The organism is Bacillus sp. 05T31 (assembly GCF_056396725.1).
This window is the reverse complement of the sequence record NZ_JBFTMA010000019.1, coordinates 1-17,910: the sequence shown is the minus strand read 5'-3', so window position 1 is coordinate 17,910 and position 17,910 is coordinate 1. Positions and strand designations below refer to the sequence as shown.

The window sequence follows — 17,910 nt, the reverse complement described above, 5'->3', positions numbered from 1 at the left end:
ATCCTATAAGTAAGTGAAACCAACTTATAGGATAGCTCTTTTTTCGTAATTCATCACACGTCGAAAAGCCGAAATCCGGGATCGGATTTCGGTTTTGTTTCTATAAAAGAAACCGTTGTTCCTCCAACATTTCCAAATACAGTTCCTCTCCAAAGAGAAAATCTTAAAAGCATTATTTCTTTAATGCATAATAATTTTCCAAATTGAATTTCGACAGAATGAAAGTTCCTGTTGGCGTTAAAAGTTGTGACATAGATTGTATGACCTGCGGTAATTTCGCTGGCTCAATAGGATGTGATAGTAGGATGTACTGGAATTTTTCATCTATAAATACCTCATGTAACTTGTCATACGCAGCAGAAGTTGTAGGAGCTACCCTATTTGCAAGGGCTGCCGCTTTTTCATTACTTTCTGCTCCGAATAAAGAAACTGCCTGATAACACCCTTTCATTTTTAATAAAGTGGCACCACATCCAGCTCCTATATGAAGAATATTTACTTTATCAGGTGCAAATCGCTCTAAAATCGCTAGTAAATCACAATGAATGTATAAACTTTCACCATAAAATCCCCATTTTTCATACAATTTTATATTATTCGCATGTAAACAAACAGAAAATTTAACACTATCTTCTTTCCATGAGACACTTCCGTAGTGATGAATAAATGTATCTTTACATAAATACAATTTATATCCTTTTTCAAACATTCTTAGTGACAAATCATCATCTTCATAATTCCCCGGTGTAAATCGTTCATCTAATACTCCAACTTCATCTAACACTGATTTTTTTATAAGCATACAGAATCCGATTAATTTCATACGTTCTTCCCATTTATCTTTATCACTTTGATTATATAAAGTTGCAAACTTCTGCATTCCTTCAATATCTTTATAAAAAGTTTGTATAGCAGTATAGTAAGCGGCATTATTAGTTACGGGCCCTACCGCTCCAGCATCCTTACTTTCATATAAACACCGAATTAAGTTGCTTAGCCAATTTTCAGTTACGACCACATCATTATTCAATAATAGAATATTGTCACCTTTTGCCTCTTTAATTCCCTGATTGCATCCCTTTGGAAAACCCATATTCTCCGCATTTTCCACTAGCATAATATCCGATTGTTTTTGTAACCATTCTACAGTACCATCTGTTGACGCGTTGTCCACAACTATTAACTCATACTCTTGTTCCACTGTATAAGTTCTAATACTTTGGATGCATTCTTTTGTATATTGTAATTGGTTATGAGTCAATATAATTATACTTGTGAGCATGAATCAAACTCCTCTCAGCAGCCAAAATGATTATCTAGTATTATTAAATATTATTTTTCCGATAAACTATCAAAATATTTTCTATTATATTCAATGCTTGGATTATTAGGTATGAACTGTGCAGCTTGTTCGTTATGATAAATTGCCTTTTCATATTCTTTTATTCGATCATAACAAATACATAGTTGAATATGTGGCAACCATGTATGACACTCTTCTCGGACAAACGGAGAATCCTTTGGCCTGGGCCCGTCAATTGCTGCATGGTACCAATATATCGCTTTAGAATATTCCCCTTGTTGCAAAAATACACGTCCTAAGTGGCAACAAAGTTCTCCTCTAGGCGTGTCATACGTAAATGATTGCAAACAAGACTGTATAGATTTTTTTAAGTCCCCCAATTCTAAATAACATTCGGCTCTTTTTAAACAAGCTTGAATGTTATCTTCAACCCAACCCTTTTCTTCATCTAAAAACCTAGAATACCCCTTAACAGCCTTATCAAATAATCTGTGATCCTTACATTCATTTGCATAATAGTACACATCGCGGGGGCTAAACTCTTTTCCACTCTCAAGATGTTTTTCATATATTTTCAAATTACGATTAGTATATGCTTTTTCTTTTTTATGACTTACCCCTACGTCACTATTTATAAGATTTCCATACACCTCTAAATATTCATGAACAAATCCATACCATTGAAAATTTTTACTTCTGTTGACTAATCGATATCTCCTTAAAGAATGTGTTGGATTTCCTTCTATATCAAAAGTTAAATAGTATTTCATAGATACTGCATCCGTACTACGATCTAACGTATGTTTTAACTGCAACAATTTCTTTATATCTTCCGTATCTATTATGTCATCTGCGTCTAGCCAAAGAATATATTCTTTTGTAGCTTTAGAAAACGCAAAATTTCGGGCCGCTGAAAAATCTTCAATCCATTGAAAATCATAAACTTTCGCGTCGTACTTCTTCACAATTTCTTTTGTACCATCTGTTGAACCTGTATCTACAATAATAATTTCATCCACAACACTTTTAACCGATTCTAAGCATTTTGATATAGTTTGTTCCTCATCTTTTACAATCATGCATAAACTAATAGTAATGGAGTTTTCCATCATATCCCCCCTATCCTTTTGATGTATATGTTTGGAGAGAAATTTATATTTCTTTTGCTTCAAAATTGAGTTTTCATTTTACAAAAGAAACATAATGAGGCGGTGCAGTGAAATTGGATAGGGGAATTTCACTCGAAGATTGCAAATCAATGAAAAAAACCGAAGCCTGAACAAGACTTCGGTTCTTTATATAGAGAATACATAATTTCGATTCCTTTTTACTCCGCACCTTCCGCGGCCGCAATATCATTCTCTAAGTTTTCTCTTGATAATTCCGCCGCCATAAAATCAGCTGTTTCAGGAAGTGCTAAATGCATATGAGCTTTTTGACAAATTTGGATCGTACAGTTTTCTACAACATAGTCGAAAACATGTCCGCCACCGCTTCTTTCATTATCAATGTAATGTAAGTGGAAACCAGCTACACCAATACCTTGTGCGTAATCTGGTGTCCAAAATCCAGCTAGCGTACCTTCTGTATCTTTAAATGAAAAGATCGGTTGTGATTTCGTCACTTCAACGAGCGGCGTATACGGTTTTTCTTGTCTTGGAACAGTTCTCGTTCTTACTTCACGGAACGTACCATCCATTCGAATCGCATAAAATAAGTTTTTACTTGGCATTAATTCATGTAATAACGCTTCCACTTCTTCACGATTCATCGGATGCTCTACCGTATAACTCATTTCTTTTTCAAAAAACGTTACAGTCGCAAACGGTGTTGTTTCCTCTGGCTCTACTTTTTCTGCGGAGCCGTCTGAACGTAAATGGTAAAAYTCRTTATCAAACGCRATCATTTCACCATCTAATTGATCAAATGTRCCGATGCCRAAATCACCACGTTCYTTCARTTCCTCAAAGYTAATMACACCATCRTATATACCATCTAATAGCGCAAGCATTGTAGATGTTTGATATACTTCATTAYTCRTTTTCGTTCTTTTTGCATCAATATCAATTAATTGCGCAACAGTCATCTCACTCATGCCCCCATCAGTTTAATTGGTTTGGTAATAATTTTTCGCTTAATTTAATGTTGTCACGGTAGTCAATTGGAATATCAATAATGACAGGACCTTCTGCTTCTAACGCTTCTCTCAATACACCTTCTAATTCGTCTGGTGTATTGACACGAAGACCTATTGCTCCGAAACTTTCTGCATATTTCACAAGATCAACATCGCCAAACTCTGTAGCTGATGTTCTACCGTATTTCATCATTTGTTGGAACGCAACCATATCATATGTACCGTCTCTCCAAACGAGATGTACAACCGGTGCATTTAAACGTACCGCTGTTTCTAACTCCATCGAAGAGAATAAGAAACCACCATCACCTGACACTGAAACAACTTTTTTACCCGGCTCAACTAAAGTAGCGGCAATTGCCCAAGGAAGTGCAACACCTAACGTTTGCATACCGTTACTAAATAATAGTCTACGTGGTTCATAAGAACGGAAACATCTTGCCATCCAAATAGAATGGGAACCGATGTCACATGTAACGGTTGTATCGTCACTAATTAAAGAACGAAGTGTACGAATGACTTGAAGTGGATGCGTAACACCTTCTGAAGCACGATTTGGAACTTCTGCTTGCTCTGATAATTTCGCACGTAATCGTTCTAAAACTGCTTCTGATTTCGCATTTAATACAAGCTTCGGTAATTTCTCTGCAATGCTATTTACAGTTAAAGCAATATCACCAATTAATTCACGCTCTGGTTGRTAATCATGRTCGATATCTGCTTGGTGATCATCAAGGTGAATAATTGTTCTATCGCCAAGTTTATTCCAGAATTTCGGATCATACTCAATTGAGTCATAACCAATCGAAATAACAAGGTCTGCTTCTTCTAGTAAAATATCACCTGGTTGGTTACGGAATAATCCAACGCGGCCGAAGAAATGATCTTCTAACTCACGTGAAATCGCGCCAGCTGCTTGATATGTTTCAACAACAGGAAGTTCTGTATCAGCAATTAATTCACGAACCGCTTTCGTTACTTCATTCGTGCTCGCTCTCATACCGAGTAAAATAACTGGTAATTTCGCTGATTTTATTTTTTCTACTACGTATGTAATTTCATGTGTGGGAGCGATTCCAAGTTGTGGCTTAGAAAGCGCACCGATAGACTCTACAGCCGTTTCCGCAGTCATAACGTCTTGCGGAAGACTTACTAAAGTTGCTCCCGGATTTGTAGAAGTCGCACTTCGAAATGCATTACTTAATGCTTCTGGCACATTATCTGGATGCTCTACTTCTACGCTATATTTTGTGATTGGTTCGAATAGTGCAGCATTATCCATAGATTGATGCGTACGTTTTAAGCGATCAGTACGCGGAACTGCACCAGCTAAAGCAACAACGGGATCACTCTCCGCATTCGCAGTAACAAGACCTGTCGCTAAATTTGATGTCCCTGGTCCTGAAGTTACAAGACATACGCCCGGTTTCCCTGTTAATCTACCAATAGCAGCTGCCATAAATGCTGCGTTTTGTTCATGACGACAAACAATTAACTCYGGTCCTCTTTCTTGCAGTACATCAAATACAGAGTCAATCTTCGCTCCTGGAATACCGAAAATATGTGTAACACCTTGTTTAATTAAACAATCAACAACAAGATCTGCTCCTCTTGTTTTTGTTTTCACGTCGTTTGCTTTTACACCTGTACTCAAACTAATCATCCCTTTATTTCATAATGTGTGTAATAAAGATTTTAATTTCACCTGATTAATTAATGTGGTGAAGTATTGTCTATCATTATATTACAAATTCATTATTTTTCCAACGATATGAATTTTACAGTTTTTTGACAACCAAAAGGAAAACCCTTACATTTTTCTACAATAAAAAAGACGCCCCTATACTAGGAGCATCTTCATCATTACGCTTGTTGTTGCGCGTTATATAATTCTTCAAGTGGCTTCATGATGATTTTGTTAACGTCAGTGATAACGATGTTTAAACGTTGCTCAGTTTCCATTAACTTTGTAATTTTTGCATCTTGTTGAATGCGAGCTACAACTTCTTGTGCTTTTTGGTTGTCTTCTTCAGTGATTTCTTGGCCTTGCATCATTTTTTGTTGTAAGCCAAGTTGCATCGTGCGGAACTCTTCGAATAAGTTCTTTGACTCTGCATCTCCTTGTACTGCTGCGTAGCTTGCTTTTAATGTTTGGAAATCTTCGTTTTCAGCGATTGTTTTTTGTAATTCATATGCAACATCATGAATATTTTTTGTCATTTTATTTTTCCTCCTTTAGAAGGCTAGCGCTTTTCGCTCGCACTGCCTTTTAAGTGCATTTACATACGCACCTCTTCTTACCATATCAAACTATGCAAGAGATGTGAAGAATTTTCACTTTTATTTCTATGTACCCATCTCTATTACAGAATTTATGATGCGGGAAAGCCCATGCAGGACTTTAGTCCGTCTTTAGACGTGGGATGAAAGCATCGTTTTTGCATAGCAAAACATGGTATACTTTATTTATAGTCATGCAAAAGACTCTAAAACATTTGRGAACGAATAATCTGTACGGTATGGTCACAGTACCGTAGCCCACGAACCTATACGGTCTGTTGTGGGAGTGGTGATGGCACACCGCAATCTTGCACGTCAGCGATACCAGAAATGGACTTCGCCTTTGGTAGCAAGAATCCCACTGACGTTAGTCAGCTTGCCTCTTTAGGGGTGGGAGTGTCAATTAAGGAACAAGAGTAACAAGCCTTGAATAAATCCAATTGTTCCTCCTAATAACGCCCCTAAATATGTAATCATTTTTAACTCATTTTTTGTAATGGACAATACGAGATCTTCTAGTCTCTCTGTTGAAAATGTAGATACTTCCTGCTGGACAATTTCCGCAAGCTGTAGATTTCCCAATATACTTCCCACATTTTCTGTCCCCCACTTCAAGCCTTTCTCTACTGCGCTAGGGACCACTTTTTCAACGATTGTTTCTCGAACTGGCTCACATACTTGCTGAACAGACTGATTTAAAAATCTACTCACTGTTTCCTCTACTTTAACCGCTGACAATATGGAGTTCACAATCATTTCTTTCTCTACGAACGTTTCTAATTCTTTTACGTCTCTTCCTTTTAACTTTTCCCACTCTTTTTGCAGTACATCTGTTAACAGACGCTCTGTTCCATCTTGTCCTAAAAACTTAATGACTTCCGGCTGCACGCGATCAACTAAACTTACATTCCCTAAAAACATACCAACTAAGTTAAGCAGCGTTCCCCTGGAAGCGAAAAAGTCATCAATCATTTTTGAAAGGCGTTCCTTTCCTTCTTCACTTTCCAAAAAGCTAATTCCTCTTTTTAAAATAAAAGATGCTACATTCGGAATCGCATTCTCTACTTTTTCATGAACAGAATGAGGTAACGCCTGTTCCCATGTATATGTATAGTACTCTGCTAAAAATGCATGAATTTTTTCTGTAATAACATGYTCGATTTTCCCGRTCGCCTCTTCTTCTACATGTTCTAAATTCCATTTTTCTAACATATCCCGTAACGACTGTTCATTTGTAATTACTTTATCAACTTCCACYTGTGTCCAGCGAATTAAACTGGTTTGAAAMTCTTTATTTGTTAGTTTTTTTCCGATTCCTTCTGGTGTTAACAAATGGTCTACAACCATTTTACCTAATTGAACAGCAAGCTCATCGCGGCGCTTCGGAATTAACCCTGGCGTAAATGGAACCTGAAACTTCCCAATATAAATCGGACGATGAGGACGAAATAACATTTTTATCGCTAAATGATTTGTGTATCCTCCAATAATTGCCCCGAGCCCTGTCGTCATTAACATATTTAACCATATATTCATCACAATCAACCTTTCACTTCTCCAAAACTATAGCATATCATCATACGGACAAAAGTATAATGGTATAAAAACGTATTTGCAATATATAGCTTCGCCTATAATGCAAACATCTTATTACTAAAGGAGTGATTTCGTTGGTTCTTGGTCTTTTAACTTCCGGGCTCCATCACGAGCAAACGTATTACACCGAAATCGCTAAGCGAGCTCGTCTTTATCATAACGTCGTTGCCCAATTCACACCGTTTAGCATTGATTCAAAGACAGATCTTGTTTCTGGTCTTATTTACGATACAGATACAGGAAATTGGATAGATCAAACCTTTCCCATTCCTTCATATATATATGATCGTTGTCATTTCAAAGAGGATGAGGAATTCCAACAAGCAAATGCGATTATTCATTCATTACACAAACGTTCTTCCACTACTTTTTTAAACAACACACTTATTAACCCAAGCGATTTACACAATCTTTTTCTTACTAATAAACGTCTTTCCCCTTACGTACCAAAAATAATAAAAGGAACAGTACAAGGAATTTTTAAATTACTACTAGAAACAAGAGATATTATTATAAGACCAATCAATATACACTCCAATGAAAATTTATATCGGGCCACTTACAAAAATAAAACATTTCATATCGATACAATAAATGAACAACATCATACTTCTACTCAATTCAAACGAACAGATAAATTTATATCATGGTGCAAATCGAACATACACTCATTCCGTTATATGATTCATCCAATGTTACAACCTCCAAATCAACTATCATATCCGATTCATATTCGAACCATTATGCAAAAAAATAAAGAACAGAATTGGAAAGTGCTCGGTCAATTTATACAAAAATCTTCATTCCCAGCACAATTTTTACTTTCAGCAACAGAACGTTCTATGTTACATCCATTTTCTAAAATTAAATATTTACTTTCTCCAACTGGCGTTCAATTATTAAAAGATGCTTTACATGATGTTGTAAATGAAGTGTTTAAAACACTCGATCAGTCCTATTCTTCATTATTTGAACTAGAGCTTTCTACCATTATGGATCAAAAAGGTGCCATTTGGCTTATGTACGTCAATACGATGCCATCTTACGATGTTTATACTAGGTACAACGACGAACTGGCTGAACAAATTTTTCATGGTCCATTAAAGTTTAGCCGATTTACACCATAACGAAAGGAGGAAATCCCCGTTGAAAGAGCACATATATACATTAAGTATTTCAGATGAGCATCCAAATAGTATTACTTTACCTTACGTTTTTTCTATTACACCACCAATTACATCCTTTTTCTTTGGCTTACGTTATATTACATGTGAGAATATTAAAATTCATTATTCATTCACGCGAGAAATTATTATTGGCGAACAGATTGCAGCCGATCTTTTACTACCGCATTCAGCAACAATCCATGCCTTCTTACACAATCAAACCATTGTTTTCGGCCCATTAATCGGGATTTTCACAACTGGCTTTAACGATGATTCTAATTCTCCTTTAGGAAGTCGTTCCATCTCTCTCAGTGAGTTATTAACACCACCATTCACATTGCAGCCATTTGTATTTGTCTTTGGCATTCAACATATAAACTGGGAAGAGGAAACAATTGAAGGGTACTTCTTTCAAGAAGGAAAATGGGTAAAAAACAAAGTCCCTTTACCAAATGTCATTTACGACCGATTACCAAATCGGCAAGCAGAAAATTACAAACCTATCGTAAGAGCAAAAAAACGTTTAGAAAGCGACTATGCGATTCCGTGGTTTAATCCGGGATTTTTCAATAAATGGGAAGTGCATCAACTTTTAATGAAAGAAGATTCAATTAAAACATTCTTACCAAATACAGAAGTATTTCAACATTTCGAACAAGTAGAACGCTTTCTTGGCACGTATAAATCTGTTTACATGAAACCGATACACGGTAGCTTCGGGAGAAACATTCATCAAATATTTTACTCTCAAACAGAGAATTGCTACTACTGTCGTTATCGCGAAAATGAAGAAAATAAACTAAGAAAGTACCAATCATTAGAAACGCTTCTGAACCATGTGTTAAAAGGACATGATTTAAAAAAATTTATCGTACAACAAGGTATTTCCTTACTTCGCTTCGATGGGCAACCCGTCGATTTTCGCATTCATACAAATAAAAACCATTTTGGTAATTGGGTAGTCAGTGCAATCGTCGCAAAAATCGCCGGCAAAGGTAGCTTAACAACTCATGTAAATAGCGGCGGTGATACGAAATTACTTCAGGAACTATTTCCTGATTCAACAAAGCAAGTTCAAATTGAAAATAAACTAAAACAAACAGCCTTACAAATCAGTTATGCACTTGATGGCCAAGTAACCGGGAACATTGGAGAAATTGGTTTTGACATTGGTTTAGACACCACGGAAAACCCGTGGCTATTTGAAGCAAATTCTAAACCGGGGCGAACTGTATTCCAAGATGAAAAGTTAAAAGAACAAAGTGAACTTACGCGCCAATTATTTTATGAATATGCCATCTATTTAACTGAACACTCTTTGCGCGACACGAAAGAAAAAATGTCACAAATAAAATCAGATCCTTCGTCACATACCGAAAACATCCCTTCCCCTATGATTAACTCACAAATACAAAAACAAAAACTTCCACCTCCTTCATAAGGTGGAAGTTTTTTATTTAAACGAGCTTCACTACAACTTCTGTTTCCACATTACATACTCCGCAATAAAAAACATGATTGCAATACTCCTGTGAATTATTATGTGTTAAACCGTCTACTGCACTTAATAATTCTTGATCCATATATGCACTGTAATCGTCTATGTAATCTACAGTTTTCCCATAATCTTGGAGTATACCTTGGCAATTTTGACAAGAATATGTTTGTGATTCTAGCGCGTTGCAAAGCGGGCAAATTCCCATCATGATTCCTCCATACGTTATCGTTTAAAAACAATTAAAAAGCCCTTTTTTTAGATTGAAGAGAGCATCTAGCCGTGCATAGACGCGGTCAGTTCCTTTTTCTGCCCCATCCTGGGTTAAAACAGAACTATGCAGTTGTTGCCGTTTAATTTTCATTTTACTAAGCTTTAATTTTTCTCACTTTAATTACATTTTCATTTAAAAGCCTCTTTTTTAGATTAAAGAGAGCATCTAGCCGTGCATAGACGCGGTCAGTTCCTTTTTCTGCCCYRYCCTGGKTTAAAACAGAACTATGYAGTTGCTCCCGATTTAATTTTCATTTTACTAAACTGGAATTTGTCTCACTTTAATAAATCATAAGTTAAGTAAACCAAGCTGGTTATACAAAGAAAAAAACGTATATGATTTCGCTCTTAGTTTAGCCTTCTTTCTTAAAAATACAACGATTACTCTTATTTCATAATTTACGAAATGACGAAATATTTTTTACAAAATTTACAAATTATTATTTTGTATATCTTTCTAGGTAACATCCATAATATGAGTACAAACTTAATTACCGATGGATTAGCGCCAAACGGGGCGATAATCTGGTTCAAATCCAGCTAGTCCAACCAAAAAATTTTTATAACTCTAAGGAGGATATATTCCTATGGCAAACCAAAATTCTTCAAATCAATTAGTAGTACCAGGTGCAACAGCAGCAATCGATCAAATGAAGTACGAAATCGCTCAAGAATTTGGTGTACAATTAGGAGCAGATTCTACGGCTCGCGCTAACGGTTCTGTTGGTGGAGAAATTACAAAACGTTTAGTTGCAATGGCTGAGCAAAGYCTTGGCGGATTCCAAAAATAAATATATATGGCAAAAAGGTCTCAGGGCATATGCCCTGAGACCTTCCTTAATTTACTGCAACATTTGTAAAAACTTCTTCGTTCGTTCTTCTTTTGGATTTGTAAATACATCTTCCGGTGTACCTTGTTCGACAACGACACCGCCATCCATGAAAATAACACGGTTCGCAATTTGATGAGCAAAGCGCATTTCATGCGTTACAATGACCATCGTCATTCCTTCTTTAGCAAGTTCTTTCATAACCTTTAAAACTTCTTGAACTAGCTCAGGATCAAGTGCTGACGTTGGCTCATCAAATAGTAAAACTTCCGGCTCCATCGCAAGCGCACGAGCGATTCCAACGCGCTGTTGTTGTCCACCTGATAATTGGAACGGATATAAGTCTACTTTATCCGCAAGACCAACTTTTTCAAGGAAATAGTTTGCTTTTTTCTTCGCTTCTTCTTTCCCCATCTTTTTCACTGTAACGAGCCCTTCCATTACATTGTGAATTGCTGTTAAATGAGGAAATAGATTATGGTGTTGGAATACCATACCTGTTTGCGTACGAAGATTTACAATATCTTTCTTCGATACTTTTTGAGAGAAATCGAGCTCTTTATTGCCGATGCGAATGTTACCAGCGTTCGGCGTTTCTAACACGTTGAGACAACGTAAGAATGTCGTTTTACCAGATCCAGATGGCCCGATAATAACAACCACTTCGCCCTTCTCAACTGATAAGTCTATATGTTTTAATACGGTATTATCTCCGAAACTTTTTTGTAAATGTTGAATTGAAATCATAAAAACAAAAACTCCTTTTATGAAAGGGTTATTTTAGAGTATAACGTTCTGAACGTTTTTCTAATATTTGTTGCACGATAGATAATAAGAAGCAAATTACCCAATAAATTAGACCTGCTTCAAAATAAACAATTAAAAACTCATAGTTCATTGCCGCAATTTCCTGCGCTTTTCGGAACATTTCTGTTACTAAAATTAACGACGCTAATGACGTATCCTTCACTAAACTAATAAATGTATTCGAAAGCGGCGGAATTGATACGCGTGTTGCTTGTGGTAAAATAACACGTTTTAATGCTTGCGGGTATGTCATCCCAATTGTGTAAGCTGCTTCCCACTGTCCTTTCGGGATTGAAAGGATAGAAGCACGAATAATTTCAGATGCATATGCACCTACATTTAATGAAAATCCAATAACTGCTGCTGTATATGGCTCAACTTCAATATTAAGAGTTGGAAGACCATAGAAAATAATAAATAACTGTACAAGAAGTGGCGTTCCGCGAATGATAGATACATAGATACGAGCAATCCATTGTAAAATACGACTACCTGAAATACGTGCGAGCGCTGTTAACGTCGCAAGTATAATACCGATAATAAATGTAATAAGCGTTAACGGAATTGTCGTAAAGACAGCTTCCTTCAGCATAGGCGCGAAGGAAGTCTGCATAATATCTATCCAAGTAGACAATCGATCTGACATCAATGCGCTACTTAGATACATTTTCACCGAACCATTTTTTCGTTATTTTATCGTACGTACCATCTTTTTTCATATCTTCTAACGCTTTATTTACTTCTTGGACAAGTTTGTCGCTACCTTTACGGAATAAGAATCCACTTTGTGACGCTTCTTTTTCTGTATCTACAATTTTAATTTTTGCATCTTTTTTCGTTTCTAAATAGTTTAACACTGATAATTTATCATTGATTGTGAAATCAACGCGGCCAGAACTTAATAATTCTGCTGCTTGGCTAAATCCTTCTACACCTGTGATTTCCGCACCATTTTTCTTAGCAATATCTGCGTAGTTACTTGTTAAAGATTGTGCTGCTTTTAATCCTTTTACGTCAGCAAATGTAGCAGGTTTATCTTTATCTTTCGCAATAACTAATGCTGCTGAAGAAGAAATATATGGACTAGAGAAGTCATATTTTTTTTGGCGATCTTCACGAATACCAACTTCGTTCGCAACCATGTCGAAACGTTTTGCATCTATTCCTGCAAGTAAGCTATCCCATTGTGTTTCTTTAAATACAGGCTTTACACCTAAACGTTTTGCAACTTCTTCTGCTAATTCAACGTCAAACCCAGTTAATTTATCGTTTGTATCGTGGAACGTAAATGGTGGATATGTACCTTCTGTACCAATTACAAGCTCACCGCTTTGTTTTATCTTCTGTAATGCATCTTGATTAGCTGTATCTTTTTTCTCTTCTTTACCGCAGCCCGCTACAATCCCAATCGCTAATGTAGTTACTGCAAGCACTGAAAATAATTTTTTCATGATAGTAGTCCTCCAAGTATTCTGATAGGAATTTAAAAACTATATTGATTGTATGCAATTTCGAACAATTTTTCAATGAAAATGTTCTTATTTAGTTTAACCTTTTTCTTCATAATCAAACAAAATGGAAAAATAGCGCTACATACAAAAAATAAGTAACATTTTTTAATATAGCATTTATAAAGAAAAAGGTAAAACAATACCTACTTATTTATAAGTTTTTCAGCCGGTGAAATATATTAACTTCTAAGCGGACAATCCGATCAAAAAAGAACTTGCGAAAATCGCAAGTTCTTCTAAAAATTAAGCACTCTGGTTTCCTTCCATTTGCGTTTTATACATATCRTAATAACGCCCGCGCTTTTTCATTAATTCAYCATGGGAACCTTTTTCCAAAATCGTTCCTCTATCAAGCACAATAATTTGATCAGCGCTCTTAATTGTTGAAAGACGATGAGCGATAATAAACGTCGTTCGTCCTTTYTTCACAACTTCTAGCGCTTGTTGAATCATCGCTTCTGTTTCTGTATCAATACTGGAAGTCGCTTCATCTAAAATTAAAATAGCAGGATCAAAAGCAAGTGCCCTAGCAAACGATATAAGCTGACGTTCTCCGGTTGAAAGTGTACTTCCTTTCTCCGTAATTTTTTCATCTATATTGTTCGCAAACCTTTCCGCACCAACATCACGTAACGCCTTTACGATGCGATCTTTTGAAATTTTTTCATTTTCTAAGCTTACATTGGATGCCACTGTCCCGCTAAATAAAAACGGATCTTGCAATACAATTCCCATATGTTCACGGGTTGCTTGTTTCGGCATCTCTGTTACATCGTGACCATCAATCGTAAGCTTCCCTTTTTGAAATTCATAAAACTGAAAGAGCACATTCATAATGGAACTTTTTCCTGATCCAGTATGACCGACAAGTGCCACTGTCTCCCCTTGTTTCGCTTCAAAAGAAATATTTTTTAATACTTCATCTTTTCCATTRTAAGAAAAYGARACATTATCGAATTTCACATTTCCGGTTAAGCGAGGCATACKTTCTTCTTCTACTGCCTCTCCCTTTTCCTCTAGCAATTCAAAGACGCGCTCTGATGCAACACGCGATTGCTCTAAGTTAGCAAGTTGGTTCACCATGTTCGTAATTGGCGAGAACAATCTCGTTAAATAATCGACGAAAGCATACAGTATCCCTAGAGAAAGGAGGCCAGAAGCACTTAATGAAGCACCACCGAAATACCAAATTACACCTGTAAAAGCGATGTTTCTTAATACAGACACTAAATTATGCGAAGTTGCTGCATTTAAATTTAAAATTTTATTTTGATATTTAAAATAATCACCATTTAACTCTTCAAATTCCTTCTTCGTTTCATGTTCTTGACGAAATGCTTGAATAATTGGCATCCCTTGAATTGATTCATTCACTGTTCCGTTAATATCCGATAAACGCGAACGCATTTTATGATTGTATACAGACGCATACTTTCTATACATAATCGCCCAAACAATTAAAATTGGGATGATGAGTAAGCATAGTGCCGCCAGTTTTACATCAAGTAAAAATAGCGCAGCGAAAATCCCGATAATATAGATGATACTAGAGACGAATGTCGCAAGCACTGTTACATATAAATCACGAATCGCTTCTGTATCATTCGTTACACGCGATACAATTTTCCCTGCTGGTAAATGGTCAAAATAACGAATTGGCAACGTTTGAATATGGGAAAAGACGTCTTCCCTCATAATTTGAATAATTTTGTTTGCCGCCTTCTGTAAGAAGAACTGCTTTCCGTACGCAAATAATGATACGACTATTAATAAAGCGAAATATCCACCGCCAAGTAGTAATAACCTATTTATTTCTGGTTTATAAAACGCAAATACTTCTTCTTTCGTTAAGGCTTTCGATTTATACACTTGCACTGCCTTACCACTTTGTACTGTAAGCACATCACCCTTAACAGAACGAGTTCCTTCAAGCGTTATTTTATTCGGTACAAAATAGTACTGAAAACCAACTTGAATCACTCGGACTTCTTTCCCTTTTTGCTCACCTTGTTCAAAGCGATCACTTCGCTTATAAAAGGCGCCATTATATGAAACAGCATCCTCACTCTTTTCTGTTTCATACCAGGGTCTCTCTATTCCAACGATATGCTCATCAATCATCGTTTTTGCGACGAAAGGACCCGCGAGTTCTGCAATAACGAAAACAAATAGCATCGCCATCGCTGCAAAAATCGGCCCTTTTACTTTCATCGCGTATTGAAACAATCGTTTTGAAACACTCATATTTTCACCCCACTATCCGTACTTTCACTTTCACCTTGTTGTCTTTCGAACTGCTCTGCATACCAGCCCCCATTTCGAACGAGCGCTTCATGCGAACCTTCTTCAATAACCTCACCGTTATCCATAACGAGAATCCAATCAGCATGCTGCACTGCTGACAAACGATGCGTTGTTATAATCGTCGTCTTCCCGCTTCTTTCTGTTCGTATGTTTTCAATAATTGCCGCTTCAGTACGAGCATCAACAGCTGATAAAGAATCGTCCAAAATTAAAATTTCCGGATTTTGAATAACAGCCCTTGCAATTGAAATCCTTTGCTTTTGCCCACCTGATAAAGAAACACCTTTCTCTCCAACGAGCGTTTCTAAACCTTCCGGTAAAAACTCTAAATCTTTTTTAAACGCAGCTATTTCAATCGCTTTTTCAAGCTCTTCTTCAGTCGCTTCTCTATTTCCAAATAAAATATTTTCCTTCGCTGTTTTTGAAAATAAAATGTGTTCCTGCGGTACATACCCAATCCAGCCAAGTACGTTATCATTCGTAATTTTATCTAGCTTCACATCAGAAACYGCAATATCCCCTTCTCCAAGTGGATATTGACGAAGAARCTGACGAACGAGCGTCGTTTTCCCGCTTCCTGTTTTCCCAACAACTCCAAGTGTCTCTCCTTGTTTTAATGAGAACGAAACATTTTTTAAATTTGTTTCAATTGATGAAGGATATGAAAAAGTAACGTTATCAAACTGAATGTAATCTGGCTCTTGTACAACCTTTGGATCTTTCGGACTCTTTACATCTGGTTCATAAGCTAATGTTTCATTTACACGGTCGAGCGACGCATTTCCTCTTTGCATAACATTAATCAATTCACCAATTGCAAACATCGGCCAAATCATCATCCCTAAATAGACGTTAAAAGAAACGAGCTCRCCAAGTGTCACCTTTGATTGGAATACGAGATATGCACCGTACACTAAACCAATTAAATAGCTAAGACCGACGAGCATTTTTACAGTTGGCTGGAATAATGCATCGATTCTTGCTACTCTCATATTTTTCTCGTATACGTCATCTCCTAAATGATGAAACCTTCCTTGATCAGCACTCTCCTGTACATACGCACGAATAACGCGTACACCCGCAATTGATTCAAGTACTTTATCGTTCATATCCCCGAACGCATCTTGCGCGACTGTAAATCTTTCATGCAATTTCTTTCCGTATCTATTCATCGCATACGCCATAATCGGAAGCGGTATAAGCGCAGCAAATGTTAACTGCCAACTAATTGAAAAGCCCATCATACAAACGATTGTAAGCATATATAGACTAGAATCAACGAGCGTTAATATACCAAAACCAGCTGTCATGGAGATTGCTTTTAAATCATTTGTCGCTCTCGCCATTAAATCGCCAGTACGATTTTTTTGATAAAACGTCGGTGTCATCTTAAGTAARTGCCCCATAAATTTTGAACGCATCGTTTTCTCAAGTACGAACGCACCGCCAAATAGTTGGTGCTGCCAAATGAAAGTAAGTACATACCCACCAATCGTTACCCCAAGTAAAATAAGAATATATTGCATAATCGCCTCATTCGTTAAGGCTCCCGTTTTAATATTATCAATTGTAATTCCTAACACTTTCGGTGGAATTACCTCTATCACGTTTACAATTAAAAGTACCCCAATTGCAATACTATACCTTTTCCAATGCTCTCTAAAAAACCAGCTTAACTTTAGTAATACTGAAAACAATATAACCTCTCCTTTCTCTTTCTCGTTTGATTCACATTTCTTTAYCCGCTATCCAAACCCATCACATTTACATTTCGTAAGCCATACAATTTCATCACATTTTTCCACCTTCCAAATTCTGATTTTTTATAGTAACAAGGAAAATAAAGTGAAACTTTAATCAGTGGGGGTTTTGTTCATTCCCCACTGATTATTAGCCTTCACCAATCGGGCGTTTACGGGCAGCCCGACTCCCATCCCAACTTCTTTGCTCCAGCTGAATTTTGAGGCGGGAGTCTTACTGCCCGCAAATAGCGGGATAAACAAAAAAAAGCATACCGCCGCTTGACGATATGCAATAGAATGCATAAAAGCGTACGTTACGATATACGCAACGTACGCTTCTCATAAGACAAAAAGGTCCTATATATCCGCACGGGTTGCGTAATGATATGAATGTTTTCCGCCATTTAACAGAGCTAAGCCCATTACATTTACGATTACAATCATTACGCACACCCCCTTCATTTAT

The 17,910-nt window shown here is 36.7% G+C and carries 15 protein-coding genes; 3 read left to right on the top strand and 12 right to left on the bottom strand.

The annotated features are described in order from the left end of the window. Nucleotides 1-172 precede the first annotated feature (172 nt). From AC1DJR_RS02725 to AC1DJR_RS02700, 6 genes are all read right to left on the bottom strand, one after another. The gene (locus AC1DJR_RS02725) at nucleotides 173-1,282 is read right to left on the bottom strand and encodes a glycosyltransferase (protein ID WP_429687037.1); all 1,110 of its coding nucleotides are present in this window, start codon (nucleotides 1,280-1,282) and stop codon (nucleotides 173-175) included. Nucleotides 1,283-1,332: 50 nt separating this feature from the next. Then, on the bottom strand, nucleotides 1,333-2,412 hold the full coding sequence (locus AC1DJR_RS02720; RefSeq protein WP_215576785.1) for a tetratricopeptide repeat-containing glycosyltransferase family 2 protein: 1,080 nt from the start codon (nucleotides 2,410-2,412) through the stop codon (nucleotides 1,333-1,335). Between the two features lie 218 nt (nucleotides 2,413-2,630). After that, entirely contained in the window at nucleotides 2,631-3,389 is a 759-nt protein-coding gene (gene alsD, locus AC1DJR_RS02715; protein WP_477001973.1) for an alpha-acetolactate decarboxylase, read from the bottom strand. 16 nt (nucleotides 3,390-3,405) lie between these two features. Further along, on the bottom strand, nucleotides 3,406-5,094 hold the full coding sequence (gene alsS / locus AC1DJR_RS02710) for an acetolactate synthase AlsS (RefSeq protein ID WP_477001972.1): 1,689 nt from the start codon (nucleotides 5,092-5,094) through the stop codon (nucleotides 3,406-3,408). A 209-nt stretch (nucleotides 5,095-5,303) separates the two neighbouring features. Next, nucleotides 5,304-5,660 carry a YlbF/YmcA family competence regulator gene (locus AC1DJR_RS02705; protein WP_429687035.1) on the bottom strand — a complete coding sequence of 119 codons (357 nt, stop codon included), beginning with the start codon at nucleotides 5,658-5,660 and terminating at the stop codon, nucleotides 5,304-5,306. A 459-nt stretch (nucleotides 5,661-6,119) separates the two neighbouring features. Beyond that, nucleotides 6,120-7,265 carry a DUF445 domain-containing protein gene (locus tag AC1DJR_RS02700; RefSeq protein ID WP_477001971.1) on the bottom strand — a complete coding sequence of 382 codons (1,146 nt, stop codon included), beginning with the start codon at nucleotides 7,263-7,265 and terminating at the stop codon, nucleotides 6,120-6,122. A 125-nt stretch (nucleotides 7,266-7,390) separates the two neighbouring features. Here AC1DJR_RS02700 and AC1DJR_RS02695 point away from each other — a divergent pair, with 125 nt between their 5' ends. Together AC1DJR_RS02695 and AC1DJR_RS02690 are read left to right on the top strand one after the other, a co-directional pair. Beyond that, the gene (locus AC1DJR_RS02695) at nucleotides 7,391-8,443 is read left to right on the top strand and encodes a YheC/YheD family protein (RefSeq protein ID WP_002010850.1); all 1,053 of its coding nucleotides are present in this window, start codon (nucleotides 7,391-7,393) and stop codon (nucleotides 8,441-8,443) included. A gap of 19 nt (nucleotides 8,444-8,462) precedes the next feature. Continuing rightward, nucleotides 8,463-9,923 carry a YheC/YheD family endospore coat-associated protein gene (locus AC1DJR_RS02690; RefSeq protein WP_429687033.1) on the top strand — a complete coding sequence of 487 codons (1,461 nt, stop codon included), beginning with the start codon at nucleotides 8,463-8,465 and terminating at the stop codon, nucleotides 9,921-9,923. A 16-nt stretch (nucleotides 9,924-9,939) separates the two neighbouring features. Here the strand turns inward: AC1DJR_RS02690 and AC1DJR_RS02685 are convergent, their stop codons facing one another. Continuing rightward, nucleotides 9,940-10,185: a hypothetical protein gene (locus tag AC1DJR_RS02685; RefSeq protein ID WP_002087367.1), complete on the bottom strand. Its 246-nt coding sequence runs from the start codon at nucleotides 10,183-10,185 to the stop codon at nucleotides 9,940-9,942. Nucleotides 10,186-10,837: 652 nt separating this feature from the next. On the opposite strand from AC1DJR_RS02685, the gene sasP reads away from it, so the two are divergent. Further along, nucleotides 10,838-11,041, top strand: coding sequence for a small acid-soluble spore protein, SasP family (gene sasP / locus AC1DJR_RS02680; RefSeq protein ID WP_000013339.1), 204 nt, complete (start codon nucleotides 10,838-10,840; stop codon nucleotides 11,039-11,041). 51 nt (nucleotides 11,042-11,092) lie between these two features. On the opposite strand, the gene AC1DJR_RS02675 is transcribed toward sasP, so the two are convergent. From AC1DJR_RS02675 to AC1DJR_RS02655, 5 genes are all read right to left on the bottom strand, one after another. Next, a complete protein-coding gene (locus tag AC1DJR_RS02675) occupies nucleotides 11,093-11,827 on the bottom strand; it encodes an amino acid ABC transporter ATP-binding protein (protein ID WP_002010843.1) in 735 nt (244 codons plus the stop codon). A 28-nt stretch (nucleotides 11,828-11,855) separates the two neighbouring features. Continuing rightward, nucleotides 11,856-12,554 carry an amino acid ABC transporter permease gene (locus AC1DJR_RS02670; protein WP_033706449.1) on the bottom strand — a complete coding sequence of 233 codons (699 nt, stop codon included), beginning with the start codon at nucleotides 12,552-12,554 and terminating at the stop codon, nucleotides 11,856-11,858. Beyond that, complete coding sequence (locus tag AC1DJR_RS02665; RefSeq protein ID WP_002030008.1) at nucleotides 12,541-13,338, bottom strand: amino acid ABC transporter substrate-binding protein; 798 nt, start codon at nucleotides 13,336-13,338, stop codon at nucleotides 12,541-12,543. Before AC1DJR_RS02665 ends, AC1DJR_RS02670 begins: the two co-directional genes overlap by 14 nt. 303 nt (nucleotides 13,339-13,641) lie before the next feature. Continuing rightward, on the bottom strand, nucleotides 13,642-15,642 hold the full coding sequence (locus tag AC1DJR_RS02660; RefSeq protein ID WP_477001970.1) for an ABC transporter ATP-binding protein: 2,001 nt from the start codon (nucleotides 15,640-15,642) through the stop codon (nucleotides 13,642-13,644). Continuing rightward, nucleotides 15,639-17,399, bottom strand: coding sequence for an ABC transporter ATP-binding protein (locus AC1DJR_RS02655; protein ID WP_477001969.1), 1,761 nt, complete (start codon nucleotides 17,397-17,399; stop codon nucleotides 15,639-15,641). Before AC1DJR_RS02655 ends, AC1DJR_RS02660 begins: the two co-directional genes overlap by 4 nt. Between the last annotated feature and the right edge of the window lie 511 nt (nucleotides 17,400-17,910).